This is a genomic window from Myxococcus dinghuensis (assembly GCF_024198235.1).
GTDB classification, from domain to species: domain Bacteria; phylum Myxococcota; class Myxococcia; order Myxococcales; family Myxococcaceae; genus Myxococcus; species Myxococcus dinghuensis.
On record NZ_JAKCFB010000036.1, the window covers coordinates 37,413 to 63,541 of the forward strand.

Annotated in this window: 18 protein-coding genes; 3 read left to right on the top strand and 15 right to left on the bottom strand. The window is 71.7% G+C overall.

Annotation, left to right across the window (positions count from 1 at the left end):
• Window positions 1-117 precede the first annotated feature (117 nt).
• From LZ198_RS33050 to LZ198_RS33075, 6 genes are all read right to left on the bottom strand, one after another.
• Window positions 118-4,269 (bottom strand): nSTAND1 domain-containing NTPase, encoded by a 4,152-nt coding sequence (locus tag LZ198_RS33050; RefSeq protein ID WP_253976120.1) that lies wholly within the window; start codon window positions 4,267-4,269, stop codon window positions 118-120.
• Window positions 4,266-6,077 carry a sigma 54-interacting transcriptional regulator gene (locus tag LZ198_RS33055; RefSeq protein ID WP_253976121.1) on the bottom strand — a complete coding sequence of 604 codons (1,812 nt, stop codon included), beginning with the start codon at window positions 6,075-6,077 and terminating at the stop codon, window positions 4,266-4,268. Before LZ198_RS33055 ends, LZ198_RS33050 begins: the two co-directional genes overlap by 4 nt.
• A 95-nt stretch (window positions 6,078-6,172) precedes the next feature.
• Window positions 6,173-6,841 carry a hypothetical protein gene (locus LZ198_RS33060; protein WP_253976122.1) on the bottom strand — a complete coding sequence of 223 codons (669 nt, stop codon included), beginning with the start codon at window positions 6,839-6,841 and terminating at the stop codon, window positions 6,173-6,175.
• A 5-nt stretch (window positions 6,842-6,846) separates the two neighbouring features.
• Window positions 6,847-7,356, bottom strand: a complete 510-nt coding sequence (locus LZ198_RS33065; RefSeq protein ID WP_253976123.1) for a hypothetical protein — start codon at window positions 7,354-7,356, stop codon at window positions 6,847-6,849.
• Window positions 7,357-7,638: 282 nt separating this feature from the next.
• The gene (locus LZ198_RS33070; RefSeq protein ID WP_407667483.1) at window positions 7,639-9,189 is read right to left on the bottom strand and encodes a hypothetical protein; all 1,551 of its coding nucleotides are present in this window, start codon (window positions 9,187-9,189) and stop codon (window positions 7,639-7,641) included.
• Between the two features lie 75 nt (window positions 9,190-9,264).
• Window positions 9,265-10,791, bottom strand: coding sequence for a TraB/GumN family protein (locus tag LZ198_RS33075; protein ID WP_253976124.1), 1,527 nt, complete (start codon window positions 10,789-10,791; stop codon window positions 9,265-9,267).
• A 211-nt stretch (window positions 10,792-11,002) separates the two neighbouring features.
• On the opposite strand from LZ198_RS33075, the gene LZ198_RS33080 reads away from it, so the two are divergent.
• The gene (locus tag LZ198_RS33080; RefSeq protein WP_253976125.1) at window positions 11,003-12,283 is read left to right on the top strand and encodes an APC family permease; all 1,281 of its coding nucleotides are present in this window, start codon (window positions 11,003-11,005) and stop codon (window positions 12,281-12,283) included.
• Here the strand turns inward: LZ198_RS33080 and LZ198_RS33085 are convergent.
• On the bottom strand, window positions 12,280-13,719 hold the full coding sequence (locus LZ198_RS33085; protein WP_253976126.1) for a glutamine synthetase family protein: 1,440 nt from the start codon (window positions 13,717-13,719) through the stop codon (window positions 12,280-12,282). The two genes, LZ198_RS33080 and LZ198_RS33085, sit on opposite strands and share 4 nt — an antisense overlap.
• A 543-nt stretch (window positions 13,720-14,262) precedes the next feature.
• Between LZ198_RS33085 and LZ198_RS33090 the strand changes: the two genes are divergently transcribed.
• A complete protein-coding gene (locus tag LZ198_RS33090; protein WP_253976127.1) occupies window positions 14,263-15,072 on the top strand; it encodes an alpha/beta hydrolase family protein in 810 nt (269 codons plus the stop codon).
• Window positions 15,073-15,088: 16 nt separating this feature from the next.
• Here LZ198_RS33090 and LZ198_RS33095 read toward each other — a convergent pair whose 3' ends face one another.
• Both LZ198_RS33095 and LZ198_RS33100 read right to left on the bottom strand, forming a co-directional pair.
• Window positions 15,089-17,197 (bottom strand): hypothetical protein, encoded by a 2,109-nt coding sequence (locus tag LZ198_RS33095; RefSeq protein WP_253976128.1) that lies wholly within the window; start codon window positions 17,195-17,197, stop codon window positions 15,089-15,091.
• A 192-nt stretch (window positions 17,198-17,389) separates the two neighbouring features.
• Window positions 17,390-19,492: a thaumatin family protein gene (locus LZ198_RS33100; RefSeq protein ID WP_253976129.1), complete on the bottom strand. Its 2,103-nt coding sequence runs from the start codon at window positions 19,490-19,492 to the stop codon at window positions 17,390-17,392.
• 287 nt (window positions 19,493-19,779) lie between these two features.
• On the opposite strand from LZ198_RS33100, the gene LZ198_RS33105 reads away from it, so the two are divergent.
• Entirely contained in the window at window positions 19,780-20,733 is a 954-nt protein-coding gene (locus LZ198_RS33105; RefSeq protein WP_253976130.1) for a hypothetical protein, read from the top strand.
• Window positions 20,734-20,783: 50 nt separating this feature from the next.
• On the opposite strand, the gene LZ198_RS33110 is transcribed toward LZ198_RS33105, so the two are convergent.
• From LZ198_RS33110 to LZ198_RS33135, 6 genes are read right to left on the bottom strand one after another with little or no spacing between them, the layout of a single operon-like run.
• A complete protein-coding gene (locus tag LZ198_RS33110) occupies window positions 20,784-21,521 on the bottom strand; it encodes an SDR family oxidoreductase (protein WP_253976131.1) in 738 nt (245 codons plus the stop codon).
• On the bottom strand, window positions 21,499-22,890 hold the full coding sequence (locus LZ198_RS33115) for an FAD-dependent oxidoreductase (RefSeq protein ID WP_253976132.1): 1,392 nt from the start codon (window positions 22,888-22,890) through the stop codon (window positions 21,499-21,501). Before LZ198_RS33115 ends, LZ198_RS33110 begins: the two co-directional genes overlap by 23 nt.
• On the bottom strand, window positions 22,883-24,163 hold the full coding sequence (kynU, locus tag LZ198_RS33120; protein WP_253976133.1) for a kynureninase: 1,281 nt from the start codon (window positions 24,161-24,163) through the stop codon (window positions 22,883-22,885). Before kynU ends, LZ198_RS33115 begins: the two co-directional genes overlap by 8 nt.
• The gene (locus LZ198_RS33125) at window positions 24,160-25,176 is read right to left on the bottom strand and encodes an amidohydrolase family protein (protein WP_253976134.1); all 1,017 of its coding nucleotides are present in this window, start codon (window positions 25,174-25,176) and stop codon (window positions 24,160-24,162) included. The genes kynU and LZ198_RS33125 overlap by 4 nt, the downstream gene beginning before the upstream one ends.
• A complete protein-coding gene (gene nbaC / locus LZ198_RS33130; protein ID WP_253976135.1) occupies window positions 25,173-25,697 on the bottom strand; it encodes a 3-hydroxyanthranilate 3,4-dioxygenase in 525 nt (174 codons plus the stop codon). Before nbaC ends, LZ198_RS33125 begins: the two co-directional genes overlap by 4 nt.
• Complete coding sequence (locus LZ198_RS33135; RefSeq protein ID WP_253976136.1) at window positions 25,698-26,126, bottom strand: RidA family protein; 429 nt, start codon at window positions 26,124-26,126, stop codon at window positions 25,698-25,700.
• Window positions 26,127-26,129: the final 3 nt, after the last annotated feature.

Here is a 26,129-nt window from a genome sequence, read left to right on the forward strand (position 1 = left end):
CCACCGAGCCCTCCGCGTGGCGTCACGGGTGGGCGACGGGTGCGCAGGACCTGCCGGCAGGCATGGCGTGCAAGGGATGCCGGCAAGTCTTGCCGTGGGATGGCGATGGCTGCCGGGTCAGCGGCGGGGCGTGGCGCACACGCGCAGGCCGATGAGCGCCTCGCGCTGGGTGGGCTCCACCCGGTCCCGGTTGGCGGCGTGCGCGGTGAGGTCGCTCTGGTACCAGCTCCCGCCCTGCGCGGAGGGCTTGTCGGGGTTCACGTCGGAGCGGGTCCACTCCCAGACGTTGCCCGCGAGGTCGTCCACGCCGAAGGGGCTGCGCGAGCGGGGGTGGCTGCCCACCTCGTCCGGACCGAAGCCCCAGGGCTCCCGGCCATAGGTGACGTCGTGGTTGGCGTCGTCCGGTGCCAGCCAGTCACCGGAGGGGTAGCGGCGGCCATCCGCGCCGCGCGCCGCGCGCTCCCACTCGCGTTCGGTGCAGACGCGCGCGCCGGGCACCCGCCCCGTGCCGTCCAGCCAGGTGGTGTACGCGAGGGCGTCCTCGAAGGAGATGGCGGACACGGGGAAGCGCAGCCAGTCCTGCTCCGCGCGCCGGTCGCGGCGGCCGTAGCGCAGCGGCTCCGTATCGCGGACGCTGTAGCTGGCCGAGGCGGGCCGCAGTTGCAGCCGCCAGTGGCCGTCCGCCTCGCGAGACAGGTCCACCACGGTGAGGCGTCGGCGGGAGCCGGGCATGCGCGCGACGCGCTCGTCGTCGGGCAGGCTCTCGAGGAAGGCGATGTACTCGCCGAACGTCACCTCGTGCTTCGCGATGAGGTACGCGTCCGTCTCCACCAGGTGCAGCGGGGGCGCGAAGAAGAACGCCCGCCGCAGGTATTCGCTCTCCGCGGCGCCCTGCAGGAAGCGGCCAGCGGGGACGTAGACGAAGCCCTCGGGCACGGAGCCCGCTTCCGGCAGCGTCAGGTCCAGCGCGAGGTGCTCCCCGGAGCGCAGCAGCACGGGGGCCTTCACGGAGACATGCCCTGGGGCCTCCAGGAGGAGGACATGGGAGCCCGGGGGGAGGTCCACGCCGGACAGCGGCGTGACGCCGAGCAGGCTGCCCGCGTCGTCCGCCGGGTTCGGTGACTCAACGGTGAGCGTCACCAGGCGCACCCGGGCGTCTGGTGGCGTGGTGTGGAGGTCGAGGCGCGCGGGGGCCTCGAGTCGTTCGCGTCGCTGGCCGGTGGTGTCGTAGGCCCGGAGCCGCGCGAGGAGCTGGGTGCGGCGCTCGGGCGGGCCCAGGCGGTCGGCTCGCTCCACCTGCTCCGCGAGGAGGTCCGCCAACGGCTCGTTCACCCGGGGGCTCCCCGGGTCGAGTCCCCAGGCGGCCTCCAGCTCCGCCATGGCGCGCAGGGACTGCTCCTCCATGCCGCGCTCCCGTTCGAGCACACGCGTCCACAACGCCTCGGCGGCCTCACGTTTTTCGGGGCCCGGGGTGTCGAAGAGGGCGAGGGCCTCGTGTCGCAGCCGGCGGGCCTCGGCGTCCTGGGCGAGCGCGGCGTCCCCGTGGCGGCGGGCCTCGTCGAGGTGGCGGGTGATGCGCGCGTCCAGCTGTGCGCGGGACTGCACGCGGGTGATGCCGGCCACGGCGAGCAGGACGAGCGGGGCGGCGATGGCCACCGCCCAACGCACGCCACGTCGACGGCGTGCCGTCTGCCGGGAGCGGGCGAGGAAGGCCTGTTGTCGAGGGCCCTCCGGTGTCAGCGCCGCGTCCCGCACCTCGCCGAGCTGGCGCTCCGCGTACAGCAGCTCCGGGGGATGCCCCAGCCGCTCCCACTCCGAGGCGGCGCGCTCCAGGCGATGACGTGTGGCGCGGCGCTGCTCGTCCTGGCCCAGCCAGCCTCGAAGGGTGTCCCAGCCCGTGAGCAGGCTCTCGTGCGCGAGCGTGTAGATGCCTCCGCCGCCCTCGGCCTCTCCCGCGGTGAGGAGCCGGCCGCTCACCAGTCCATCCAGCACCGCGCGCCCGGTGTCGTCATCGGGGCCGCGCAGCAGCTCCTCGCGGGTGCGGCGCATGCGCGTGCCCTCGGGGGTCACGAGCTCCAGGAGCAACGCGCGGGCACGGGGACGTTGTTCGGGGCGCAGCCGTCCGACCACCGCGTCCGCGTGTCGGGCGAGGGCGCCCTCCACTCCCCCCAGGGCCTCCAGCGCGGCGGAGGTGATGACGCCCTGCCGCGTGTCGCGCGCGTCCCAGAGCGCCTGCAGGGCGAACTGGAGCAGCGGCAGGCCTCCCTCGGCGCGCGACGCGGAGGTGACGAGGGAGTCCACGAGGGCAGGGGATTCGAAGTGGACGCCGAGCGCGCGGGCGGGTGCCTCGATGGCCTCACGCAGGCCTCGCTCGGTGAGGGCTCGCAGCAGGTACAGCGCGCGAGGCAGCTCTTCTCCCAGCCCGGGCAGCGCCGCCAGTCGCGTGAGGCAATCGCTGCGCGCGGTGGCGAGGAGCCGGACCCGCGGCGCGCGGCGCAGCACCAGGGCCAGCTCCTCCGCGAGTCGGGCGGCCTGGTGGGGCTCCGAGAAGGTGACCAGCTCCTCCAAGGGGTCGATGAAGAGCAGGACGGGGGGGGCGCTCGCGGGCCGACGTCGCAGCGCCCGGGAGAGGGCGCCGGGCTCCTCGTCCTGGACCTGGGCCAGGAGGGTCTCCGCGCTCTCTCCCGACACGGGAGCGAGCGCCTCCGTCAGCGTCTCCAGGGGGCGTTGGCCGGGCGCGCAGGCGATGACGCTCCAGGCGGATTCACCCGTCGCGAGCAGCGGGAGGACTCCCGCGCGGCACAGCGAGGACTTGCCCACGCCGGAGTCGCCGGCCAACAGGACGAAGCGCTCGCCGCGCAGCCGGTCCACGACCTCGCGCAGCGCGGCCTCGCGGCCGAAGAACACGCCGCGATGCTCGGCCTCGAAGGGGTGCAGGCCTCGATAGGGATTGCCGGTGGGGAGCGGGGTGTCGCGCGTCGGGAGCGCCAGGGACTCCAGGGCCTCGCGCAGCGCATCGCCCGACTCGAAGCGGCGGGCGGGGTCGAGGTCGAGACACCGGTCCACCACGGCGGCGAGACCGGGAGGGAGCCCCGGCAGCCGCTGCTCCGCGAGGGAACGCGGAGGGCGCTCCGTCACGGCGCGGCCCAATTCCTCCAGGGGCACGTGCTGGTGGGGCGCGGCTCCGGTGCCCAGCTCGTGGAGCAGCACGCCCAGCGCATACACGTCACTGGCGCGGCTGGCGGGCTCTCCACGCCACAGCTCGGGGGCGAGGTAGAGCGGTGTGCCCGGCGCGGGGAAGAGGGGCCCCAGCGTGTTCGTTCGGGAGGCATGGACCAGGTCCGTACCCGCTCCGCGTGGAGGTGCCCCGTCCGGGGCTGTCTCCACGCGTGGGACCTGCACGGTGCGCTCGTCGTGCAGGGGGGCGTTCGTCCCCGTCCGCGCCGTCGAGGGCAGGGCACCCGTCCACGAAGCGGCGTTCTGTCCCGTTCGCGCGGCGCTCGTGGCCCGCGCCCCTGCTCCGTCAGGCCCCGTCTCCGCCCGAGTGGGAGGCGCGGCCGACTCCGAGGCGCGACCCGTTGGACGGGGTGTGGTCGTCCTGGATGCGGGAGCCTGTGCTTCTCTTTCCGCGCCCTCCACGACGAAGGGTGATGCGGCGTTCAGGTCTCGAGCGGGCGGCTCCGCCCCCGCGCGTCCCGGCAGGGGGCGCGTGTCCGCGACGGGACTCGGGGTGGGAACCTCGCCCGTTCGCGAGGACAGGTCTCGCGGGTCCTCCGTCGTCCACTGCTCGGCCAGGCCGAAGTCGAGCAGCTTCACCTCTCCGTCCTCGGAGAGGATGGCGTTGGCCGGCTTGATGTCGCGGTGGAGCACTCCGCACCGATGCGCGGCCGCGAGCCCGCGCGCGAGCCCGATGGCGAGCCTCAGGAGCCGCGCCCCCTCCACGGGGAGCGGCAGCCGATCCAACGGCTCACCGCGAATCAGCTCGGACACGAGGAACGGCTGGCCACGCACCTCGCCCACGCGATGGATGGCCACCACGTTCGGGTGCTGGAGGCGGGCGATGGCGCGCGCCTCCTGGAAGAAGCGCGCGCGCGCCGTCGCGTCCGGTCGCCGTCCCTCGGGCGTGGCGATGAACTTCACCGCCACCAGGCGCTCCAGCAGCAGGTCCTTGGCCAGGAACACCTGCCCCATGGCCCCGCGTCCCAGGGGGCGCAGGAGCTGGTACTCCTCGAACTCGCGGGGTGGCTCCACCCCGGGCGTGGAGCTCATCCGGGTGGCGGCCCCCGCCGGGTGGCGCGAGGTTGAAGCCCCAGTTGCTTCAGCTTGAAGGAGAAGGTGCGGATGGGCATGCCGATGAGCGCCGCCGCGCGCGTCTGCACGCCCTCCGACGCGTCCAGCGCCTCCTGCATCCTCCGCCGCTCCAGCTCACGAATCTCCTGGGCCAGGGGAAGTCGCGGGGACGCCGTCACGGACTCCGGGGCCGGCATGGGCTCGGGCGGAGAACCCGTCGCGCGGGAGAGGCCCATCATCCGCGCGGGCAGGTGATGGGGCTCCACCACGTCGCCCGTCACGGCCGCCGCCACGTAGTCCATCAGGTTGCGCAGCTCGCGCACGTTGCCGGGCCACGCGTGGCGCGACAACGCGAGCAGGGTGCCCGAGGCCAGCTCCATGCCGCCACGTCCGAGCGCCATACAGGCCCGCGCCAGGAAGTCGCGCGCCAGCATGGGCACCTCGCGGGGGCGCTCCCTCAACGGCGGCAGCAGCACCGTGGCCGCGCCGAGCCGGAAGTACAGGTCCTGGCGGAACCGCCCCGCTGCCACCTCCGCCTCCAGGTCACGGTGCGTGGCGGCCACCACGCGGATGTCGATGGGGCGCTCCCGCACGTCGCCCACGCGGGTGATGCGGCGCACCTCCAGCGCGCGCAGCAGCTTGGCCTGCGCGGCGGGTGGCAGCTCGCCCACCTCGTCCAGGAACACGGTGCCCCCCTGCGCGCTCTCCAGCAGGCCCACGCGCGAGGCGTTGGCGCCGGTGAACGCGCCCTTCTCGTGCCCGAACAGCTCGCTCTCCACCAGGCTCTCCGGGAGCGCGGCGCAGTTGACGGGGACGAAGGGGCCCGCGGCGCGGCGCGAGCCATGATGCACGGCGAAGGCGGCGTTCTCCTTGCCCGCGCCCGTCTCGCCGCACACCAGCACGGGCAGCTCGCTGGCGGCCAGCCGCCGCAGCAGCGCGTAGAGCTGCGCCATCGCGGGGTCCGCGACCAACACCACGCGGTCCCCCAGGGTGAGCCGCGTGATTCCCTCCGACGCCGCGGCGAAGGCCCCGGGCACGGCCACCTGCGCGGCGGTGCGCGCCGCCGCCACCAGCGTGTCCGCGTCGCATCCGTCGGAGGGACACGTGGCCACGCCCACGCGGGCGCGCGGGCACGCGGCGAGGAGCGCCTCGACGCGCTCGCCCAGCCCCTCCTCTCCGGGCTCACCGGATACCTCGGGGAGCAGCCACAGCAGGTGCGCGCTGTCCAGCCAGCCCGCGGCCTCCGCCGGGCCCGCGTCGGAGCCCAGCACGCCCTCCACCGCGTCCCGTCCGGCGCCCGGCTCCGGCAGGGCCACCGCCAGCACGGTGAGAGGTCGGCCGTAGCGCAGCGCGCGCTCCACCTCCTCGCGGAGCTGTCCCATCAGCCGCTCGGCGTCCATCGCCCGGCGCGCCGGCACGGGGCGCGAGCGCACGCGGACCACGGCCACCACGGCCCCGAAGGCGAGGACGTCGCCCGACAGCAGGGGCTGGGCATCCTCGAGGGCGCGGCCGTTGACGGACGTACCGTTCTGGCTGCCCAGGTCGACCACGCGCGAACCCTCGTCCGTCACGAGGATGCGCGCATGCCGGCGTGAGACGCTCTCGTCCCGCAGGCGCAGGTCGGCCCGCTCGTCGCGCCCCACCAGCACGACCCCCTCCGCGGGGAGGGGGAAGCGCCACGAGGACTCTCCTTCCAGCACGAGCAGGTACGCGTCACCGGACCCGCTCGACTCCGAGGGGGCCCCCATGGGGCGGGTGTCCTTGACGCTGGCGGGCGGAGCGGACATCGGGCAGCCATCCATGCTGGCATGCCCGTGTCGAGGGGAGCAACCCGGCGAGGGACGGTGGCGTCGTCCCCGGCCGGGCGCGGACGCGCGAGGACTCACCGGCGCAGCGTCATCGGCAGGCGCTCACCCGCGCGCGACAGGTACACCCGCGACAGCTGGCGCGAGCCCTCCGTGCGGGGACTGAGCACCGCCTGTCCCTGGAGGCCGGGCGTGAGCGTCAGCGACGGCAGCAGCTCCATCCGGCCCTCGGGCCCGTCGTGCTCCACCTCCAGCGTGCACAGGTGGGTGCGGCACTCCACGCCCACCAGTCGCGAGCCGGAGATGCCACCGCCATGGAAGGCCTGCGTCACCAGCGCCTCCGTGCTCCGGGCCCAGTCCGGGTCGCGTGGCTCCGTGTGGGCCGCCACCTCCAGCTCCGCCTCCAGCTCCTGACGGCGCTCCTGTCGCGCCACCTCCGCCGCCGCGAGCGTCGCCTCGCCCGGGGGACGGCTCGCCACGGGCTCCTCCGCCGCGGACGGAGGACGGGACGGTTCGGGCGCGGGCTGACGGGCCAGGGCGGCCTGGCTCCGACGCAGCTCCGCCAGCTCGGCGCGCAGCGCGCGGACGTCCTGCTCCAGGTCCGCTGGTGACCCTGGCCGGGGTTCCATCACCGGCGCGGGTCGAGTGGTCTCCTCGGGCGTGGACGCTCCCTGGCTCCACGCCATGCCGGCCACGGTCATCGCGACCGCGACCCCCCCCAGGGCTCCCCAGCGGACCTTGGACATGGCGGCTACTCCACGACGGTGAAGCTGGAGAGGACGGAGGAGAACTTCGCGCCGGACGTGTCGGTGTACTGGCCCGGAATCACGCAGCGCAGGGACAGGTAGCCGTTCACCGACGCGAAGACGGACGCCAGGTTGATGGAGATGCCCTTGATGTTGGCCGTGTCCGCGCCGGTGGTGCAGGCGGAGCCGGAGGTGATGGCCGTGCCGTCCGCCTCCGCCACCGTGGCCACGCAGCAGACGTTCTCGGTCAGGTGCGCGTCGATGACATAGGCGGCGAAGCTGGAGTCCTCCGTGAAGGAGGTCGACACGTTGCGCTGCAGCGGGCAGACGACCTCGATGGTGTTCGCCGTCTGGTTGAGGAGCCGGCCGCTGCGGAAGATGGTCGGCGCGGAGAAGCCCGACACGGAGGTGCACAGCGAGCCGGAGTACGTCGCGGTCCCCGCCGCGGCCGGCAGGGCGCCGAGCAGCGCGAGCGCCGCCACGGACTGGGTCAGCCTGCGGTTGAACGTCTTCATGGTGTCTTCCTGTTCCCGCGCGCCCTCGTCGAGATGTCGCGTCATGCGGCACTGGAGGGTGCGTGCGTGGCTGGAAGAGCAACCGGGGTGCCAACCCGCCCACGCCCTCCGTTCAGGCGGGGAGCGAGGCTTCACCGGCAAGCCTTGCCGTCCTCGCCTCCGCGGGGGGCGGCAAGCCTTGCCAGGGTCGGCAGTCGTTGCCGAGAGTCGCGGACAGGGAGAGGCCCCGGTGCGCGGAGGCGCGCTCCCGGGGCCCGGCCCGCGCGGGACTGCCGCGGGGGCTCACTTCGCCGGAGCGGGACCGGCGGCGAGCGGCTTCTGCGACTGGAGCATGGGCGCAGAGGCGGAGAGCGCGCCCAGGTAGAGCCGGCCGTGGAAGCCGTCCGGACGCGCCTCCGCGGACAACTGGATGCCCGGCGCGACCGCGTCCGCCTGCCATGCCTCGCGCGTGGGGCTGATGCCGAAGACGTCACATTCGATCTCCTCCCAGACGTTGAAGCGGCAGGCGAACTGGGTGCCGCGCCGGAAGCCCACGTCGAGCGCACGCACGGAGGAGGGCAGCGCCTTCGCGAGCCGCGCGCCGAGGGGCTCGAAGTCGCTGTCCCACGCCGCCTTCGCGGTGCGCGCATGGACACTGCCCGTGAGCACCAGCGTCCACGCGGTGGGGCGCGTGGCGCGGAAGGCGAGCAGGCTCCTGGCCATCTCCGCCTCACGCGCGTCGCCCTGGGCCTTGCTCGTGTCGATGGCGACGACGGCCACGTCCTTGCCGTGGGCGCGCAGCCGGCGGACCTGCTCCACCAACCAGAGGGTGGCGCGGCTGCTGCGGCCATCCTGGTAGGTGCGGCGCCAGAAGCCGCTGCCGCTGAGCAGGGCCTGGGCGTCGGAGGAGAGGCCCGCGCTGGAGAGGTAGGCCTCGAGGAAGGGCTGCTCGGTGGAGGGGACGGAGAGCGCCAGCGTGACGGGGAGTCCGCGCGTGGTGGCCTCGCACAGCATCCGCAGGGCGGCGGTGGGCACCTCGCGCGTGCCGAGCGGGTCCGCCACCAGCAGCACCTGCCCCGGGCCCAGCAGCGACGAGGCGCCCCCCTCCAGCAGCGGCGGCGAGGCGCCTTCGGCCCCCGTGTCACAGGCCGGCGGGAGCGACGTCACCGACTCCCCCGCGTCATCCATCAGCACGGAGCGCATGGGGATGGGCGCGTTGCCGCTCACCACCTCCAGCGCGGGCACCATCTCCAGCCGCTGGAGCAGCGTGGTCTCGATGCCCATGTCCCGGATGCCGTGGACGTAGCGGAAGCGCTCCATCCCCGGTGCGTTGGGGAAGGGGTTGAGCATGGCGACCTGCCGCGCGCCGTTGCTGCCGGGCGCGGAGGTGAAGGCCTCCATGCGTGCGTCGAAGGGGTGCCGGTCGTTCGCGTTGAACACCCGCATCTCCCGGGAGTTGTCCGAGCCCATGATGCCCGGCGTCTCCTCGACGTTCGTCTCGAGCTCGTTGTAGCGGAGCCGGTAGACGCGCACGAGCGACTGGCGAGGCCCCATGCGCTCGCCTTTCACGTAGTAGCGCTCGAAGGTGCGCAGGCCCGGGTCGTTCTTCCCTGGCTCGTGGGCGGAGGAGAACATCTCCAGCCCGCCTTCCTTCTCCAGGACGTCGTAGCGCTGCTCCTCCAGGACGCGCCGTGCCGTCATCATCGCGTCCTCGACGGGCACCCTGTAGACGAGCTCCTCTTTCGGCGTCTCGTACTCGCCCGTCTCCGGGTTGTAGTGCGTCGCGAGACCTCGCGTCATCGAGGCACAGCCCGAGCACCCCAACAGCCCCAACGCCCAGTAGAACCGACGCACTGAATCCTCCGCGGATGGCTTGCTGCGAGGGAACGCTCGGGACGCGGGATGGATATCGCCCCGAGGGCCGCGGGCTCACTCCTTCGGAGCGGGGACCGCGGCGAACTGTCTCTGGGTCTGGAGCGCCGGGGGAGAGGCGGAGAGTGCGCCCAGGTAGAGCCGTCCGTGGAACCCATCCGGCCGGGGCTCGGTGGCGAGCTGGACGCCCGGCTCCTCCTCGTCCGCCTGCCGGACCTCGTTCGTGGGGCTGATGGCGAACACGTTGCACTCGACGTTCTCCCAGACGTTGAAGCGGCAGGCGAACTGGGTGCCGCGCCGGAAGCCCACGTCGAGCGAGCGCACCGCGGAGGGCAGCGCCTTCGCCAGTCGTGCGCCCAGGGGCTCGAGGTCATCGTTCCAGCCGACCTTCGTGGTGCGCGCGTGGACGCTGCCCGCGAGCACCAGCGTCCACGCGGTGGGGGGGCGCGTGGCGCGGAAGGCGAGCAGGTTCCTGGCCATCTCCGCCTCGCGCGCGTCGCCCTGGGCCTTGCTCGTGTCGATGGCGACGACGGCCACGTCCTTGCCGTATGCGCGCAGGCGCCGGGCATGCTCCACCAACCAGAGGGTGGCGCGGCTGCTGCGGCCGTCCTGGTACGTGCGGCGCCAGAAGCCGCTGCCGCTGAGCAGGGCCTGGGCATCGGAGGTGAGGCCCTTGCTCGCGACGTAGGCCTCGAGGGAGGGCTGCTCGGTGGAGGGGACGGAGAGCGCCAGCGTGACGGGGAGTCCGCGCGTGGTGGCCTCGCACAGCATCCGCAGGGCGGCGGTGGGCACCTCGCGCGTGCCGAGCGGGTCCGCCACCAGCAGCACCTGCCCCGCCAGGAGCAGGGGCGTGGCGCCCTCCACCAGCGCGTCGCAGTCCGGAGGGAGCGTGGCCACGGCCTCGCCCGCGTCCTCCATCAGCACCGACCGCATGGGCACCGGCGCGTTGCCGCTCACCACCTCCAGCGCGGGCACCACCTCCAGCCGTTGCTGGAGCCGCGTCTCGATGCCCATGTCCCGGATGCCGCGCACGTAGCGGAAGCGCTCCTGCCCGGGGGCGTTGGGGAAGGGGTTGCGCAGGACGACCTGCCGCCCGGAGGCGCCGCCCGGGGTCGTGGTGAACGCCTCCATGCGCGTGTCGAAGGGGTGCACGGCGTTCGCGTTGAACACCTTCGCGTCCCGCGAGTTCTCCGAGTTGCTGACGGGCGGTGGCTCCTCGACCCCCGTCTCCATCTCGCTGTAGCTCAGCCGGTAGATGCGCACGAGCGACTGGCGGGGCCCCATGCGGTGGCCCTTCACGTAATAGCGCTCGATGTTGCGCAGGCCCGGGTCGTTCTTCCCCGGCTCGTGGGCGGAGGAGAACATCTCCAGCCCGCCCTCCTTCTCCAGGACGTCGTAGCGCTGCTCCTCCAGGACCCGACGCGCCGTCATCATCGCGTCCTCGATGGGCACCAGGTAGACGACCTCTTCCCTGGGCGTCTCGTACTCCCCCGTCTCCGGGTTGTATTGCGACGCGAGGCTCCGCGTCAGGGCGGCGCAGCCCGTACAGCCCAGGAATGCCAGCACCCAGCCGAACCGACGCATTGCATCCTCCATGACGGCACCCTGGGGGCCGAGCGCGCTCCCACCTCGGGGTGAGGCGGGAACGCTCGGGGAGGGACGGGATATCTCCCGTGACGGTGAGCCTACCGTGGCGCGGGGGTGGGGCGCGGTGGGGGAGGGCGGCGCTCGTCGGTCGGGGGACGGAGCCCGGTGGCTTGGTCGCGGGGCGGGGCCTGTAGTGAAGTGTCCCCTCGTGCCTGCCTCCCCCGCCGTCTCCTCCTCCAGCACACGCCCCGTCGGCCCGCTCCAGTTGTTGGCGCTGGGCGTCAACGGCATCGTCGGCGTGGGCATCTTCTTCGCGCCGGCGGAGGTGGCCGCGAAGGCGCCCGGGCTGGGTGGGGTGCTCGCCTTCCTCCTCACCGGGCTGGCGCTGGTGCCGGTGGCCTTCGCCTTCGCGGTGCTGGGGCGCCGCTTCGACACGGACGGCGGCCCCATCGTCTTCGCGCGGGCGGCGTTCGGGGAGCGCGCGGCCTTCCTCGTCGGGTGGGTGGCGTACGTCAGCGCCTTCCTCAGCACGTCCGCGGTGGTCGCCGGCCTGTCCCAGGCGCTGGCGCCGTCGTTGGGGATGGAGGGGCCGGTGGGCCAGCGCGTGCTGGCGTCCGGGCTGGTCACCGCGCTGGCGGCCGTCGTCGCGTCGGGCATCCGCGTCTCCGCGCGCGCGTGGACGGGGCTCACGGTGCTCAAGCTGCTGCCGCTCGCGGCGCTGCTGGGCGTGTTCCTCTTCGTCGCGGGCACGGGCGGCGTGCCGCCGTCGCCGGCCGCGGCCACGGACACCGCGTGGCTCCGCGCGGGGCTGACGGTGGTGTTCGCCTACCAGGGCTTCGAAATCGTCCCCGTCATCGCCGGCCAGGTGCGCTCCTCCGAGCGCAGCGTGCCCATGGCCACGGTGGGCTCGCTGCTCGGCGCGGTGGGGCTGTACGTGGGGCTCGTGTGGGCGTGCGTCGCGGCGCTGCCGGAGCTGGCGTCCTCGCCCGCGCCCCTGGCCGCCGCGGCGGACGTGTGGGGCGGGGGCGCGTTGTCGCGCGTGGTGGCCGCGGGCACCAGCGTGTCCGCGCTGGGCATCTGCCTGGGGATGATGGTGACGACGCCGCGCTACCTGTCCGCGCTGGCGTCCGGGGAGCGGCGGCTGCTGGGGTTGGACGGGATGTCGCCCCGGGGCGTGCCCGCGCGGGCGCTCGCCGTCACGTGGGCGCTGGTGTTGCTGTTCGTCAACCTGGGGAACCTGTCGGAGCTCTTCGCGCTCTCGAGCCTCGCCGTGCTGCTCCAGTACGGCGTCACGGCGGCGGCGCTGGCGCGGCTGGCGTGGGGGCGCGAGCGGGGCCTTTCGCCCTCACACGCGCTCCTGGCGGTTCCCACGCTGGCGCTCGGCCTGACGCTGGTGGCGTTCGGCGCGAGCGCCCGGGAGGCCGCCACCACGGGTGTCGCGGTGGTGGCGGGCCTGGGGTTGTGGGGCCTGTCCCGGCCGAGGGCCTAGAACTGGCTCCAGAGGTACTGGTTGGTGATTTCGTGGTGGAACTGGATTTCGGACGTCTTCACGCGGGTGCCCAGCTGCTTGGGGCAGCGCTCCGCGGAGGCCGTCTTCAGCTCCGCGAACTTGCCCTGCACGTTCTCACCGAGGATGCCGGCGATGAACTGGCTGCCCTTGAAGAGGCGGATGGCGTCGAAGATGTTGTCCGGCAGGAAGCGGGTGCGGCTGCGCTTGGTCTCCGCGTCCTCCTGCGGCTGCGGGCCCTCCAGGCCGGTGCGCAGCAGCGAGTAGAGCACCAGGTAGGGGTTGGCGTCCGGGGCCACCGAGCGGCACTCGACGCGCGCCGAGCGCTCGTTGCCATAGGGGATGCGCACCATGGCGCCGCGGTTGTTGGCGCTGGCCTTGATCTGGTTGGGCGCCTCGTAGTGCGGGTCCAGGCGGCGGTACGCGTTGACGCTGGAGTTGAGGACCAGGCAGATGTCGTTGGCGTTGGTCAGCAGCCGGTCGATGAAGTCCCAGCCCATCTGGCTCAGGCCGTCCTGGCCGCCCTTGTCGTAGAAGAGGTTCTTGCCGCCCTTGGACAGCGACATGTTCATGTGCATGCCGTTGCCGTTGACGCCCGTCACCGGCTTCGGGAGGAAGCTGGCGGTGGTGTCCATCTGCGCGGCGACCTGGCGGCACAGGAGCTTGTAGAGCTGGATCTGGTCGGCGGAGATGAGCGCCTCGCTGTACGAGAAGTTCATCTCGAACTGGCTGGGGGCCACCTCCGGGTGGTCCTTCTCGTTCTGGAAGCCCATGGCGCGCTGGGCCTCGGCGGCCTTGTCGATGAAGGCGCGCAGCGGGTCACCCGGCAGCGAGTGGTAGTAGCCGCCGGTGGAGATGAAGTCGAACTTGCCCGTCTCGTGGTAGTGGCGCTCGGCGTCACGGCCCTTGAAGAGGAAGCCCTCGACCTCCGGGGCGGCGTGGAACACCGTGCCGTCCTTCTGGAACAGGGCCTCGGTGACGCGCTTGAGCTGGCCGCGCATGTCCGCGTGGTACGGCGTGCCGTCGCGCTCCAGCACCTCGCTGAACACCAGCACCTTGCCGGGGCCGAAGATGTCGGACGGCAGCCAGTAGAAGGAGCCCCAGTCCACGTTCAGGCGCAGGTCGCTCTCCGCCTGCTGGGAGAAGCCGCGGATGGACGAGCCGTCGAAGGTGAGGTTGTCGGCGCTCTTGAGCAGGAACTTCTTGTCGTAGTCCAGCATGTGCAGCCGACCCTCGAGGTCGGTGAAGCACACGGTGACGGCCTTCAGGTTGCGCTCGTCGGTGAGGTACTTGATGCGCTCCTCACGGACCTTGTCCGCCGACTCGTGCTTGAGACGCTGCTCCTTGACGCGCAGGTTCTTCTCTTCCAGCTCGTCGTAGGGAATCTCCAGGAACGTCCGCAGCCCCTTCGTCTCCATGTGTCCGTGCCTCCAGGCCGGTGTCCGCCGTGAACACGGCGGGGCGAATCCGTGGACGCAGGTATTTACATTCGGCTGACGGAAATCAAGCCTTAATTCCCGCGCTTGGAGCCTTAAAACTTGGGCCAGAAACCTCTGGTAACCGTTGGGAAACATTCCTGAGGGCGTTTTCGACCTCCCGGATGTCCGCTGGTGCGCATCTGGAGGGGACAGGGAAGCGCCCGGCCGGAAGGAGGATGGACGGGTGGGGGCGGGGTAGAGTGGCCCTCCTGCGAGGTGGGGGTGGCGGATGGGGGAGGGGTGGGGAGGCTGAGTCCCGATGACGTCGAGGAGCAGCTCAGCGTGGCGTACCTGCATGCGGTCGCGGCCCGGGCGGGATTCCCGGTCGAGCGGGTCCTGGTGGACCGTGACAGCAGCGACCTCGAGGTGTGTGGCCGGGGAAGGTGGGGCGGCGAGGCGACCTTGTCGTCGCCGAGGACCCCGCGTCCATTGGGTCGACGAGGTTTCGGGCTTCGGCATCGTCGATGGAGTCGGGAGGAGTCGATGAGCAGCTCGGAGTGGATTCTCGAGGCGGCGGCGCCCTCCGCGGACGTGCGCATCCCCTATGGGCCGGGGCCGCACCACTTCGGAGACCTGCGGCTGCCTGCCGGACCGGGTCCTCACCCGGTCGTCGTCGCCTTGCACGGGGGCTTCTGGCGCGCGAAGTACGACCTCTCGCACCTGGGGCACCTGTGCGCGGCCCTGACCGCGGAGGGCTTTGCGACCTGGAGCCTGGAGTTCCGCCGCATCGGCCATGAGGGCGGCGCCTTCCCCGGCACCCTGGCGGACGCCGCGCTCGGCGCCGACTTCCTGCGCACGCTCGCGGGCACCCACGGGCTGGACCTCGCGCGCGTCGTCGTCCTCGGGCACTCGGCGGGCGGGCACCTCGCGCTGTGGCTGGGCGCGCGGCACCGGCTGCCCGCCGCGGACCCGCTGCACGTCGAGGCCCCGCTGCGACCCAAGGGGGTCGTCGCCCTGGCCGCCGTGTCCGACCTGGCGCGGGCCTTCGCGCTGCGGTTGGGCGACGGCGTGGTGGAGTCCTTCGTGGGCGGCTCACCGGAGGCCGTGCCCGAGCGCTACCGCTCCGCGTCCCCCGCCGAGCTCCAGCCGCTGGGCATCCCCCAGGTGCTCGTCCATGGCACCGACGACGACACCGTGCCGGTGTCCCTGAGCGAGGAGTTCACCGAGCGGGGCCGCGCGCTCGGCGACGACGTGCGGCAAATCACCCTGGCGGGGGCGGGCCACTTCGAGGTGGTCGACCCCCGCTCCGCCGAGTGGCCCCTCGTCCTCCAGGCCGTGCGCTCCCTGGCGTGAGCGCGCGGCCCGCGCGTCACTTCACCTCGACGCCGGGCCTCTGCCCCAGGCCCAGGTCGATCCACCCCGGCATGGTGTAGCTGGCCACCGGCCCCTCCGCCTGGGTGAAGAGCGGGTTCTGGTCCACGTGGACCGCCGTGCCCAGGCCCTGGAAGACCGTCTGGGCCAGCCCCTCCGGCGTCGCCTCCATCAGGTTCATCGTCGTCGCGGGCAGGTTGGGCACGCTGCCGTTGATGAAGCTGGCCTCGCGGTACGCGGCGAGCCACGCGTCGTGGCTGTAGCCCGGGTCGTCCGGCGTCATCGCCAGCGTGGAGAACGGCTCGCCCTCCGTCTTCAACCGCTGCCGCTCGGCGGCGATGGCGGCGGGGTCGCTCGAGTCCGCGTAGTAGCCCATCACCATGCCCTGCGCCTGTCGCGCGGCGACGTCCTGCACGTTCGCCAAGCCCTCCGCCCCCGTGACGTTGATGGTGGTGAAGCCCACGCCGTCCGGGTTGCGGACCTCCATGCTCATCGCCTCGAACTTCTTCGAGCCGTCCGGGTTGAGCGAGAACTGGATTTCGAACGTGCTGTCGCTGCCGGCCACCTTGCCCTCGGCCGTCACCGTCGTCTGGCCGTTCACCGTCGTCACCGTCTCCGTCAGGCGCTCGTCCCAGAACGAGTGCTCGATGCCGACGAACTTCGTCAGGTTCAGCTCCCCGCTGAGCGAGGCCTCCTCCGAGTAGGTCTGCTGCGTGCGCACGTCCAGCACGCCCGGCCCCGTCTGCGTGGGCAGCGTGCCGTCCCGGACGAACGTCTCGTAGGCGGTGCGGCCCTCCGGCGTCCCCAGGTCGAACTCCACGCTGGCGGAGGTGCCCTCCGTGTAGCTGCGCTCCGAGCCGAGGCTGCCTCCCACCTTGTGGCCTTCGAGCTTCATCTCCAGGCCCAGCTCCAGCTTCGAGGTGAGGGCCTCCTCCGGGCCCACCGTCACGCGCACCGTGGTGTCCCCGGTGCGCTCCACCGCCACCGACCGGGTCTTCTCCTTGCCGTTCTCCCCGCTGAGCTTCAGGGGGCCGATGGACAGCCCGCTCGACAGCGTCTTGAAGTCGGAGACGTCCATCACGAGCTTGCTGCCCGGCGGCATCGCCAGCGGGTCGCTCAGGGTGGGGAGCCGGAACCCGCCGGGGTTCATGACGAGCTCGCCAATCTCGCCCTCCGTGAGAGCCAGTTGGAAGCTGGCCGAGCTCTTGATGCCCGCGTCCCCGCCGACCTCCGCGCCGAACGGGCCCACCGTGCCGGCCTCGATGCCCGCGCCGGCCTTGGCGCCACCGGTGGCCTCGAACGTGACGGTGATGAGGTGACGGCCGTCCGCGTTGGGCTGCGTGGGGTTCCAGTTCAGCGTGACCTGCGTCTCGGCATAGGGGCCGCCGGTGAGGGTCCCCTTCAGCTCGCCATCCTTCCGCTGCTTCTCCAGCTCCCCTTCGGGCTTGAACTCCGCCGTGATGCCGACCTCGATGGTGCCGTCGGTGGAGAGGGTGAGCTTCGGCGTCACCGACCCGTTCTTCTTCGCCTCGGCCGCGCCCGCCGTCGCCGCCGCGTCGTCCGCCACCTTGCGGCTGGCCGCGCCCGTCAGGCCGAAGCCGTGGATGAGCGCCTCGCGCGCGGGGCCGGGCGGCACGGACAGGATGCGCGCCAACTGCGCGTCCGGCACCGCCACCGGCTGACCGTAGGCGGGGTGCGTGGACTTCCACTCGGCGAGGTTGGAGTACATGCGGCCCGGCTCGTTCGGGTCGACGATGGCGCCCCCCGGCTTGCGCACCAGCGCGTGGCCCACGCTGTCGCGCGAGTCCCCGAGCAGCAGCACCTGGTCCCCTGGCTGGGACAGCGTGTTCGCCTTCTCCAGGCAGTTGGCCTTGCCGTCCCCGAGCACCTCCGTGCGCAGCGTGCTCGCCATCCCCACGCCGCCGGACAGGTCCATCCGGCGGGGCCGCTCCGGCTGCTGGAAGCTGCTGCGCCCCGAGTGCCCCGCGTCCCGCCTGGGCTGCGCGGGAGGCGGCGGAGGAGGCGGGGGCGGCTGGGGCGCGGGCGCGACGGTCGGCGGATTCACGGCGGACGGTGTCGGGGTGGCGGCGCGGCGAATCGGGGCCATGGACTCTCACTCCTCGGAGACGGCTGCGGCGTGGATAAAAAACCAATCGACCAATTTGTTTTTAGCCGATTCTCCACGCGTCCGGGTGAAAGTTGCTGCCAGTCGTCACTTTTCCGGTGGGGACGGACGGATTCCCGGGTTGGGGCGGGGCCACCTCGGAGGCGATGTAGGTTGAGGTGGCCCCTGGGGCCGTCAGTTCACGTCGCCGAAGACGAGGCCGTAGCCCACGGCGTTGGGCGTGCCGCCGTCGGCGCCGGTGCCGGGGCTCATGCAGGTGAAGGTGCTGGTCACGTCGTCGTACGCGTAGGTGTACGCGGTGGGGCAGCCCTGCTTGAGGAAGGCGAGCCAGGGTTGGACCTGCTGGGCCCAGGCGGGGTTGTTGGCGATGCACTCGCCGGCGTCCTGCTGGGCGGGGTTGTTGCCCGCCTGCAGGGTGGAGGGCCAGAACGCGCCGGCGTCGTTGCCCGGGTAGGTCGCGCAGCCGCAGCATGCCGGGGTGTCGCCGGAGGTGGCGTTGTAGCAGGACTGGCCGAACTGGCCCGCGCACTGGAAGAGGTTGTTGAGCGAGTCCGTCACGCTGGTGGTCGGGCCGGTGGCGACGGTGAGCTGCTGGGTGCAGTCGAGCGGGCCGTAGCTGTACGTGGGGTTGGCCGCGCACAGGTCCTCGTAGGACCACCAGCCGATGGGCTGACCGCAGGTCTGGAGCAGCGGCGTCTTGTCCCCCACGCCAGGGATGAAGGCGGTGCCGCACACGAACGTGCCCGCGTCGCTCGCGCAGTCGCTGTCCGACAGACAGGTGCCACAGGCGCCCGCGTCCGGGGCGTTGGGGTTGCTGCACGCCTGTCCGTTCGCGCAATAGGGCGCGGCGCCGTTGCACGCGGTCAGCGAGGGGACGCACTGGTTGCCCTCGCAGGTCGCGCCCGCGGCGCAGTCGCTCGTCTGCGAGCAGGCGGGGAGCGCGACGGCGCGCAGCAGCGTGGTGAAGTCGGCGGGCAGGCCGGTGGTGGTGTCCGGCGTGAAGGTCCACGCGCAGGCCTCCAGCGTCCCCACCGTCGAGTTCCCCTGGGCCTGACGCGAGCCCGCGGTGCCGCAGTAGTACGGCGACGGAATCGGCGCGGGGGCCAGCCCCGCGTCCGCGAGCGGGCCCATGGTGATGCTGACGTTGGCGCCGTTGATGATGGTGATGTCGTAGAAGTCGCTGGCGTTGGGCTGGAGCGTGAACTCCGCGGCGGAGAACGGATTGGTGCCGCCCTTGCCCAGCGGACACGGGAGGCCCGGCACGTTGCCGCAGTCCGCGCTCCGGCAGTTCGTGCCGCCGTCATCGCAGCCGAGCCGCCCGAAGAAGCCCCCGCTCCAGCCGACCACGGGGCGACACACGCACGCGCCCGCGTCGGAGGCGCTGCAGTCCGTGGGGGGATTGGGAATCGCCTGCCCGCTGCCGACGAGGCAGCGGTTGCTCTGGCACTGCGAGTCCTCCGTGCAAGGGCTGTATTGGGGGAGCCGCTGCGCGTAGGTGGCGGGGAGGGTGGAGGGCATGCACAGCGTGGACGTCTCCTGGGGCGTCAGCTCCAGGGCGTCATAGGGGACGCCGCCGTCGGTGCGCGGGTACTGGCACAGGCCCAGCTCCACGTTGCAGGACTGGCCGGTGGGGCACGGTGAGTCGGACGTGGTGCAGGCCGTGTTCTCGCCCGGGACGACCTGTTGGAAGTAGCAGGTGCCGCCGTTGACGTTGCTGCACTCCTGCACCGTGTCGGCGCAGGTCGTCCCGGTGGGGCAGACGGCCTGGCCACCCTGCGCGCAGTTGCACAGTCCCGTCGCGGTGTCACATCCCGCGTCGCCGCAGCCATTGCACGCGGGCACCTGCGTCGCGCCGGTGCACAGCATGGAGGGCAACTGCACCGTGACGATGGGCGCGCCGCCGTTGCAGCTCGTGCCGGACGCCACCATGCACTGCCCGGTTCGGGTGTCACACATGTTGCCGCTGTTGCAGTCGGCGTTGCTGGCACAGCCCGGGTTCTGACAGGACTGGTTGGGCCCACAGTCGGAGTCGGTGGTGCAGACGAAGGGCGGAGGCGCGGCGCCCGCCGTCTGCCCCAGCCACACCGTCTGGCTCGCCTGGTTCGTCACCGTGAAGGTGCGGAAGCCCGGAGGGCATGCGACGCCCGCGTCCGGTGACGAAGTCGTGTCGTTGCCGCGCGCCTCCGCTGGCTTCTCGCCCGGGCGCATCGCGAGGACGACGACCACCACGGCAACCGCGAGTGACACCACTGGTACGACGATTCGGCGCGACACCATGGAGCGGACTCCTGAGTTGGTCCGCCGCGAGAAGGTACTGTCGGTGAAATGAAGTCCCAAGGATGCGGCGCGTAGTCGTCGTCCGCTCACGGGGAAGGACCCAGGACGGTCGACCGCCGTGGGGCCCTTCCAGGTGGGTTCGCGTGACGCCCGGGGCGATGCGACCCGGATGTTTCACGCTCCTGTCTGGAGTTGAGACATGTCTGGACGTGACGTTGGCTTGACTTCGAGCCCTTGATTGTTTCTCCTGAAACACCCCGTCAATACAACACGCGCGACATCCAAGAATGACGACCATCAATTACATCTGGTTGGGTGAGAGAAGTCTGGGCGCGCTGGAGTTGTTCAACATCTACACGTGGAAGCTCGTCGGCTGTGACGTGGCGATCTACGCGTTCCACTGGACGAACGGCAGGGCCCACGACGCCCGGAGCCTGGGGCTGGCCCCGGACGATGACGTCGCCGTCCATGACATGCATGCCCTCGTCGCGGACGACGACTCGGTCCAGGACGAGAACGACCCGCGGCGGTACTGCCCCGAGATGAGGGAGGTGCTGTCATCCTGGTACAACCGCGTGTGGAGCGCGGGGCTGGATGGGGATGAGGACAAGCGGCGGGATCAGATCTTCAACATGGTCGACCTCACGAAGTCCTATATCGGCGCGACCCGGCTCGGCATCGTGCTGGACTTCAAGGTCGGGCCGAGCCCGCACTTCAAGGCCTACGAGGATGCGTTCTCCAAGAAGTTCATCAGCTACACCCGAGGCTCGCTCATGGTCGGCGGTTCGGGTGGCGCTCCCGAGAACCAGTGCATCGGGACGATGCAAGCCGAGAACACGATTCGGTGTGACTACGCGAAGCTCTTCAGCGCGAAGTTCAAGCTGGGCGTGGAGGACTTCAAGAAGGGCTTCAATCAGAAGAAGTACGACCTCTTCACCACCTACCACGCGCGGTCCTTCACGCAGTTGAAGAAGGCGGCCTTGAACGTCACCCTGAGCGGGCCTGACGGCACGCCCATCTCCGCCATGTACTCGGTGGATGAGATCGACGACGAGAAGAGCCGAGGCCCGTTCCGGGTCTTCAAGCGCGCGGGGGACCAGACCAACCAGAGCGGTGGTGTGAAGACCACGCCATCCGAGGTCAAGGCCCTGGCGCGGCAGGTCCTGGACCACGAGACGGTGGACTACGAGGGCGCCTACCTGGGCAAGCTGTCGCAAGCCTGGGCCGCCATGCCTGGGTAGTCGTTCCCCCTGGAGCACCTGGGCCTGGCGCTCCAAGGGGACGCGCCGGCTCAGAACCCGCGCTGCGCGCCGCCGTCGACGACGATGGATTGGCCGGTGACGTACGACGCCTGCTCGGAGGCGAGGAACGCCACGAGCGCGGCGAGCTCCTCCGGGCGACCCAGGCGGCGCGCGGGAATCTGCGGCGCCACCTTCTCGTCGGTGAGGCCCAGCTGCGTCATCCGCTCCGTGGCGTGGAAGCCCGGCAGCACCGCGTTGAGCGTGACGCCGTGCTGCGCCACCTCGTTGCTCACCGTCTTCACCAGCCCCAGGAGGCCCGCGCGCAGGCCGTTGGAGATGGTGAGGTTGGGCATGGCCTCGCGCGCGGCCAACGACGTGATGAGGACGATGCGACCCCAGCCGCGCTCCTTCATGCCCGGCAGCACGGACTGGATGCCGTCCACCGCCGTCATCCACAGCGTCTGGAAGCCCGACTGCCACTGCTCCGCCGTCAGCGCCTCGAAGCCCCCGGCCGGCGGGCCGCCCGTGTTGACCACGAGCACGTCCACGCCGCCCAGCTTCGCGGAGACCTGCTCCACCAGCGCCCGCGCCGCGCCCGGCTGCGTCAGGTCGCTCGCCACCGCGAGCGCCGCGCCCAGCGTCTTCGCCGCGTGCTCCAGCTTGTCGCCGCCGCGCGAGCAGATGGCCACCGTGGCCCCCTCCTTCACCAGCGCCTGCGCGGTGGCGTAGCCCAGCCCCGCGGACGCCCCCATCACCAGCGCGCGCCTACCCTTCAGCCCGAAATCCATCCGCGTGCTCCTTCATGAATGGCACCAGTCGGCTCCGGATGAGCCGCCCCGCCCGCTCCAGGTCCACGTCCTCGGCCCGCGACAGCCCGTCGGCCAGCTCGCAGACGATGCCTCCGGCGATGGCGCCCACCTCGTACGCCAGCCGGTACGGCACGCGGCTGAAGCTCACCAGTGAGTAGCGGCTGACGAACTCACCCGGGAAGGCGTTGAGCAACACCTTCTCCACGGCCTTCTCCAGGAGGAAGCGCGGGCTGCCGGTGCTGTCGCGCATCTCGATGAAGTTCTCCACCGCCATGTCCGCGATGGCGTCCGCGTTCGTCTTGCGCAGCCGCGTCATCTCCTCGAACACGCCGTCCCACGAGGGGCGCCGCGCCAGCAGGCCGTCGAGCACCACGCAGTCCTCGAAGCCGCAGTTCATCCCCTGGCCGAAGAAGGGGACGATGGCGTGCGCCGCGTCGCCCAGCACCAGCGCCCGGTCGCCCACGTTCCACGGCGCGCACTTCACCGTCACCATGCTGCCCGTGGGCCGCGAGAAGAACGCCTCCGTCAGGTCCGGGATGAGCGCCTTCGCGTCCGGGAACCGCTCCGCGAAGAACGCCTCCAGGCGCGCGGGGGTGTCGAGCGACTCGAAGCTCACCGGCCCCTTCCACGGGAGGAACAACGTGCAGGTGAAGCTGCCGTCCTCGTTGGGCAGGGCGATGAGCATGAACGTGCCCCGGGGCCAGATGTGCAGCGCGTGCTTCTCCATCTGGAACGCGCCGCCCGGCCCCGGTGGAATCGTCAGCTCCTTGTAGCCGTGCCCCAACTGCTCCTGTGTGGCCGCGAAGCCGGGCACCTGCTCCAGCCCCTGCCGCACCGCGGAGGCCGAGCCGTCCGTGCCCAAGAGCACGCGCGTCTGCTCGCGGCGCTCCTGGCCGGTGGCGTCGTCGCGCACCGTGAGCACGCCGGTGTCGAAGTCGGCGTGGGTCACCCGCTGCTTGAAGCGGAAGCGCACCTTGCCGGTGGCCTCCGCCGCCGTCATGAGGAACTGGTTCAGCCACGCGCGCGACAGCGAGTTGATGTGCTGCGAGTCGTCCTTGCCGTACGGCTGGAAGACGAGCGCGCCCTGGGGCGGGTGGATCATGCGCCCGCGCATGGGGATGGCGTGCCGCAGCGCCTCGTCCTCCAGGCCCACCTGCCGCAGCGCGTGCAGGCCGCGCGTGGAGATGGCCAGGTTGATGGAGCGCCCGGCGTCCACCACCTCGCGGCGCATGTCCGGACGGCGCTCGAGCACCTCCACGTCGTGGCCCCGCTTCGCCAGGTACACGGCGAGCAGCGAGCCCACGAGGCCCGCGCCCACCACGGTGACGGTGTCCTCGGTCTCAGCCATGGGCCTGCCCCGCGAGCGTCCGCACGAAGCGGTGGACGTCCGTGAAGGAGTTGTACAGCGGCGCCGGCGCGGCGCGGATGATGTCCGGCTGACGGAAGTCGCAGATGATGCCCGCGTCCGACAGCCGCTTCAGCGTCGCCTGCGGGTCTCCCTGGAAGCGCAGCGAGAGCTGGGCGCCGCGCTGCTTCGGGTCCCGGGGCGTGGTGATGCGCACGAAGCCCGGGGGCAGCCGGTCCAGGAGGAACTCCAGGTAGCCGGTGAGCCGCTCGCTCTTGGCGCGCAGCGCGTCGATGCCGGCCCGGTCGAACAGCTCGAACGACGCGCGCAGCGCGGCGAGCTGGAGGATGGGCGGGTTGGACAACTGCCACCCCTCCGCGCCCTCCATGCCGTCGAAGCGCGGGCCCATCTGGAAGCGCGTCTTCTTGTCGTGGCCCCACCAGCCCTCGAAGCGGGGGAGGTCCTTCGCCCGCGCGTGCCGCTCGTGCACGAACACGCCGCCCAGGCTGCCCGGGCCCCCGTTGAGGTACTTGTACGAGCACCACACCGCGAAGTCCGGCCCGTCGTCGTGCAGCCGCAGCCGCAGGTTGCCCGCGCCGTGTGCCAGGTCGAAGCCCACGACGCAGCCCTTCGCGTGCGCCGCCCGCGTGATGCCCGCCAGGTCGAACGCCTGGCCGGTGAGGTAGTTCACGCTGCCCAGGAGCACGAGCGCCACCTCGTGCCCGTGCTGGTCCAGCGTGGCGAGGATGTCCTCGGAGCGCAGCGTCTCCTCGCCCTCGCGGGGCTTCAGCTCCAGGATGGCCTCGCGCGGGTCGTACCCGTGGAAGCGCGCCTGCGACGCCACCGCGTACTGGTCCGACGGGAAGGCGCCACCCTCGACGAGGATCTTGAACCGCTCGCGCGTGGGTCGGTAGAACGACACCATCATCAGGTGCAGGTTCACCGTGAGGGTGTTCATCACCACCACCTCGACGGGCTTCGCGCCCACCAGCCGCGCGGCCTGCTCCGTGACGAGCTCGTGGTAGTGCAGCCACGGGTGGCGCCCGTGGTGGTGTCCCTCCACGCCGAAGCGCGCCCAGTCCTCCAGCTCCTCCCGCACGTACTGCGCGGCGTTGCGGGGCTGGAGTCCCAGCGAGTTGCCCGCCAGGTACACCACCGGCGAGCCCTCCGCCGTGGGGGGGAAGAGGAACGACTCCCGGAAGGAGCGCAGCGGGTCCTCCGCGTCGGCGCGGCGCGCGAAGTCCTCGGTGTCCTCGTAGGTGTACGGCGTGGTCATGGTGCGAAGTCCTCGTACGTGCGCCCCAGCCACTCCAGGGCGTTCTGGCAGAGCAGCCGCTCGCGCGCGGCCTGCGACAGCTCCGTCAGCGATTCGATGAGCGTCCCCGGGCGGTCCTCGCCCAGCGGGAACGGGTAGTCACTGCCCAGCGCCACCTTGTCGTGGCCGAAGAGCTGGATGATGAAGCGCAGGGTGTCCGCGTCGTGCACCAGCGAGTCCACCCAGAAGCTCCCCAGGTAGTCGCGCGGGGAGACCTTGTTGTCCACGGCCACCAGGTCCGGCCGGGCCTCGAAGCCGTGCTGGATGCGGCCCAGCGTCCCGGGGAACGCGCCGCCGCCGTGCGCGAAGGCGAAGCGCAGCGCGGGCAGCCGCTCCAGCACGCCGCCGAAGATGAGCGAGCAGATGGCCAGCGACATCTCCGCGGGCATGCCGACGAGCCACGGCAGCCAGTACTTCTGCATCTTCGCCTCGCCCATCATGTCCCACGGGTGGACGAAGATGGACGCGCCCAGCTCGTGGGCCGCCTGGAAGAAGGGGAACAGCGCCGGGTCGGACAGGTTCCAGTCGTTGACGTGGCTGCCGATCTGCACCCCCGCCAGCCCCAGCTCCTTCACGCACCGCTCCAGCTCGCGCACCGCCAGCTCCGGGGACTGGAGCGGGACGGTGCCCAGGCCCACGAAGCGCCTGGGGTTCTCCTTCGCCACGGTGGCCACGTGGTCGTTGAGGAAGCGCGCCATGTCCGCGCCGTGCTCCGGCTTCGTCCAGTAGCTGAACATCACCGGCACGGTGGACAGCACCTGGACGTGGACGCCCGCCGCGTCGCACTCCACCAGGCGCTGGGTCGGGTCCCAGCAGTTGCTCTCCACCTCGCGGAAGAACTTGCCGTCGTCGCGCACCATGCGCGCGCGGCACGGCGCGTGGTGGTCCAGGGTGATGAAGCCCCCGTAGCCGTAGCGCTCCGCGAACCTCGGAATCTTCGCGGGCAGCACGTGCGTGTGGATGTCGACCTTCAACGTGAAGGCCCTCCCTTGGTGACCTTCGTCCCGCACTTCTTGCAGGTGCAGTGGTCCGGGTTGCCGTAGAAGTTCTCGAAGATGGGCGGTAGCTGCGTGACGAGGTTCGTGACGTGGACGAACTCCTCGTAGAGCCTCTCGCCGCAGTCGGGGCACAGCCACATGAAGCCGTCCAGCTCGTGCGGCAGGCGGCGGCGCTCCAGCACCAGCCCCACCGTGCCCGCGGGCCGCTGCGGCGAGTGCGGCACCCTGGGCGGCAGCAGGAAGATCTCCCCTTCGTGGATGGGGATGTCCGTGGGCTTGCCGTCGTCGAGCACGCGCAGGTTCATCGTGCCCTCGAGCTGGTAGAAGAACTCCTCGCCCTCGTTGATGTGGAAGTCCGTGCGCGAGTTGGGGCCACCCACCACGGTGACCATGAACTCACGGTCCGCCCACACCTGCTGGTTGCCGACGGGCGGCTTGAGCAGGTGGCGGTGCTCGTCGATCCACTTCTTGAAGTTGATGGGGGTCAGGCGTCCCATTCATTCATCTCCGATGGTGGCGATGCACTTCAGCTCGATGGCGATGGGCGTGGGCAGCCGGTTGATCTCGAGCGTCGTGCGGCAGGGTGGGTCGTCCTTGAAGTACTCCGCCCACAGCCGGTTGTAGATGGGGAAGTCCTTCTTCATGTCCGTCAGGTACACGGTGACGTCCACCAGCCGGTCCCAGGACGAGCCGGCGTCCTCCAGGATGTAGCGGACGTTGCGGAACACCGAGTGGCACTGCGTCTCGATGTCGTACGAGACGATGTTGCCCTCCGCGTCCAGCTCCACGCCGGGAATCTTCTTCGTGCCGCGCTCGCGCGGGCCCACGCCGGACAGGAAGAGGAGGTTGCCCACGCGGCGGGCGTGAGGGTACAGCCCCACGGGCTCCGGGGCCTTCTGGGAATCGACTCGCTGACCGTTGCTCACGTG

Coding starts and splice junctions, on each gene's coding strand:
- LZ198_RS33050 (WP_253976120.1), bottom strand. CDS start 4,269: ATGAGCTCCACGCCCGGGGTGGAGCCACCCCGCGAGTTCGAGGAGTAC.
- LZ198_RS33055 (WP_253976121.1), bottom strand. CDS start 6,077: ATGTCCGCTCCGCCCGCCAGCGTCAAGGACACCCGCCCCATGGGGGCC.
- LZ198_RS33060 (WP_253976122.1), bottom strand. CDS start 6,841: ATGTCCAAGGTCCGCTGGGGAGCCCTGGGGGGGGTCGCGGTCGCGATG.
- LZ198_RS33065 (WP_253976123.1), bottom strand. CDS start 7,356: ATGAAGACGTTCAACCGCAGGCTGACCCAGTCCGTGGCGGCGCTCGCG.
- LZ198_RS33075 (WP_253976124.1), bottom strand. CDS start 10,791: ATGCGTCGGTTCGGCTGGGTGCTGGCATTCCTGGGCTGTACGGGCTGC.
- LZ198_RS33085 (WP_253976126.1), bottom strand. CDS start 13,719: ATGGAGACGAAGGGGCTGCGGACGTTCCTGGAGATTCCCTACGACGAG.
- LZ198_RS33090 (WP_253976127.1), top strand. CDS start 14,263: ATGAGCAGCTCGGAGTGGATTCTCGAGGCGGCGGCGCCCTCCGCGGAC.
- LZ198_RS33095 (WP_253976128.1), bottom strand. CDS start 17,197: ATGGCCCCGATTCGCCGCGCCGCCACCCCGACACCGTCCGCCGTGAAT.
- LZ198_RS33100 (WP_253976129.1), bottom strand. CDS start 19,492: ATGGTGTCGCGCCGAATCGTCGTACCAGTGGTGTCACTCGCGGTTGCC.
- LZ198_RS33105 (WP_253976130.1), top strand. CDS start 19,780: ATGACGACCATCAATTACATCTGGTTGGGTGAGAGAAGTCTGGGCGCG.
- LZ198_RS33110 (WP_253976131.1), bottom strand. CDS start 21,521: ATGGATTTCGGGCTGAAGGGTAGGCGCGCGCTGGTGATGGGGGCGTCC.
- LZ198_RS33115 (WP_253976132.1), bottom strand. CDS start 22,890: ATGGCTGAGACCGAGGACACCGTCACCGTGGTGGGCGCGGGCCTCGTG.
- kynU (WP_253976133.1), bottom strand. CDS start 24,163: ATGACCACGCCGTACACCTACGAGGACACCGAGGACTTCGCGCGCCGC.
- nbaC (WP_253976135.1), bottom strand. CDS start 25,697: ATGGGACGCCTGACCCCCATCAACTTCAAGAAGTGGATCGACGAGCAC.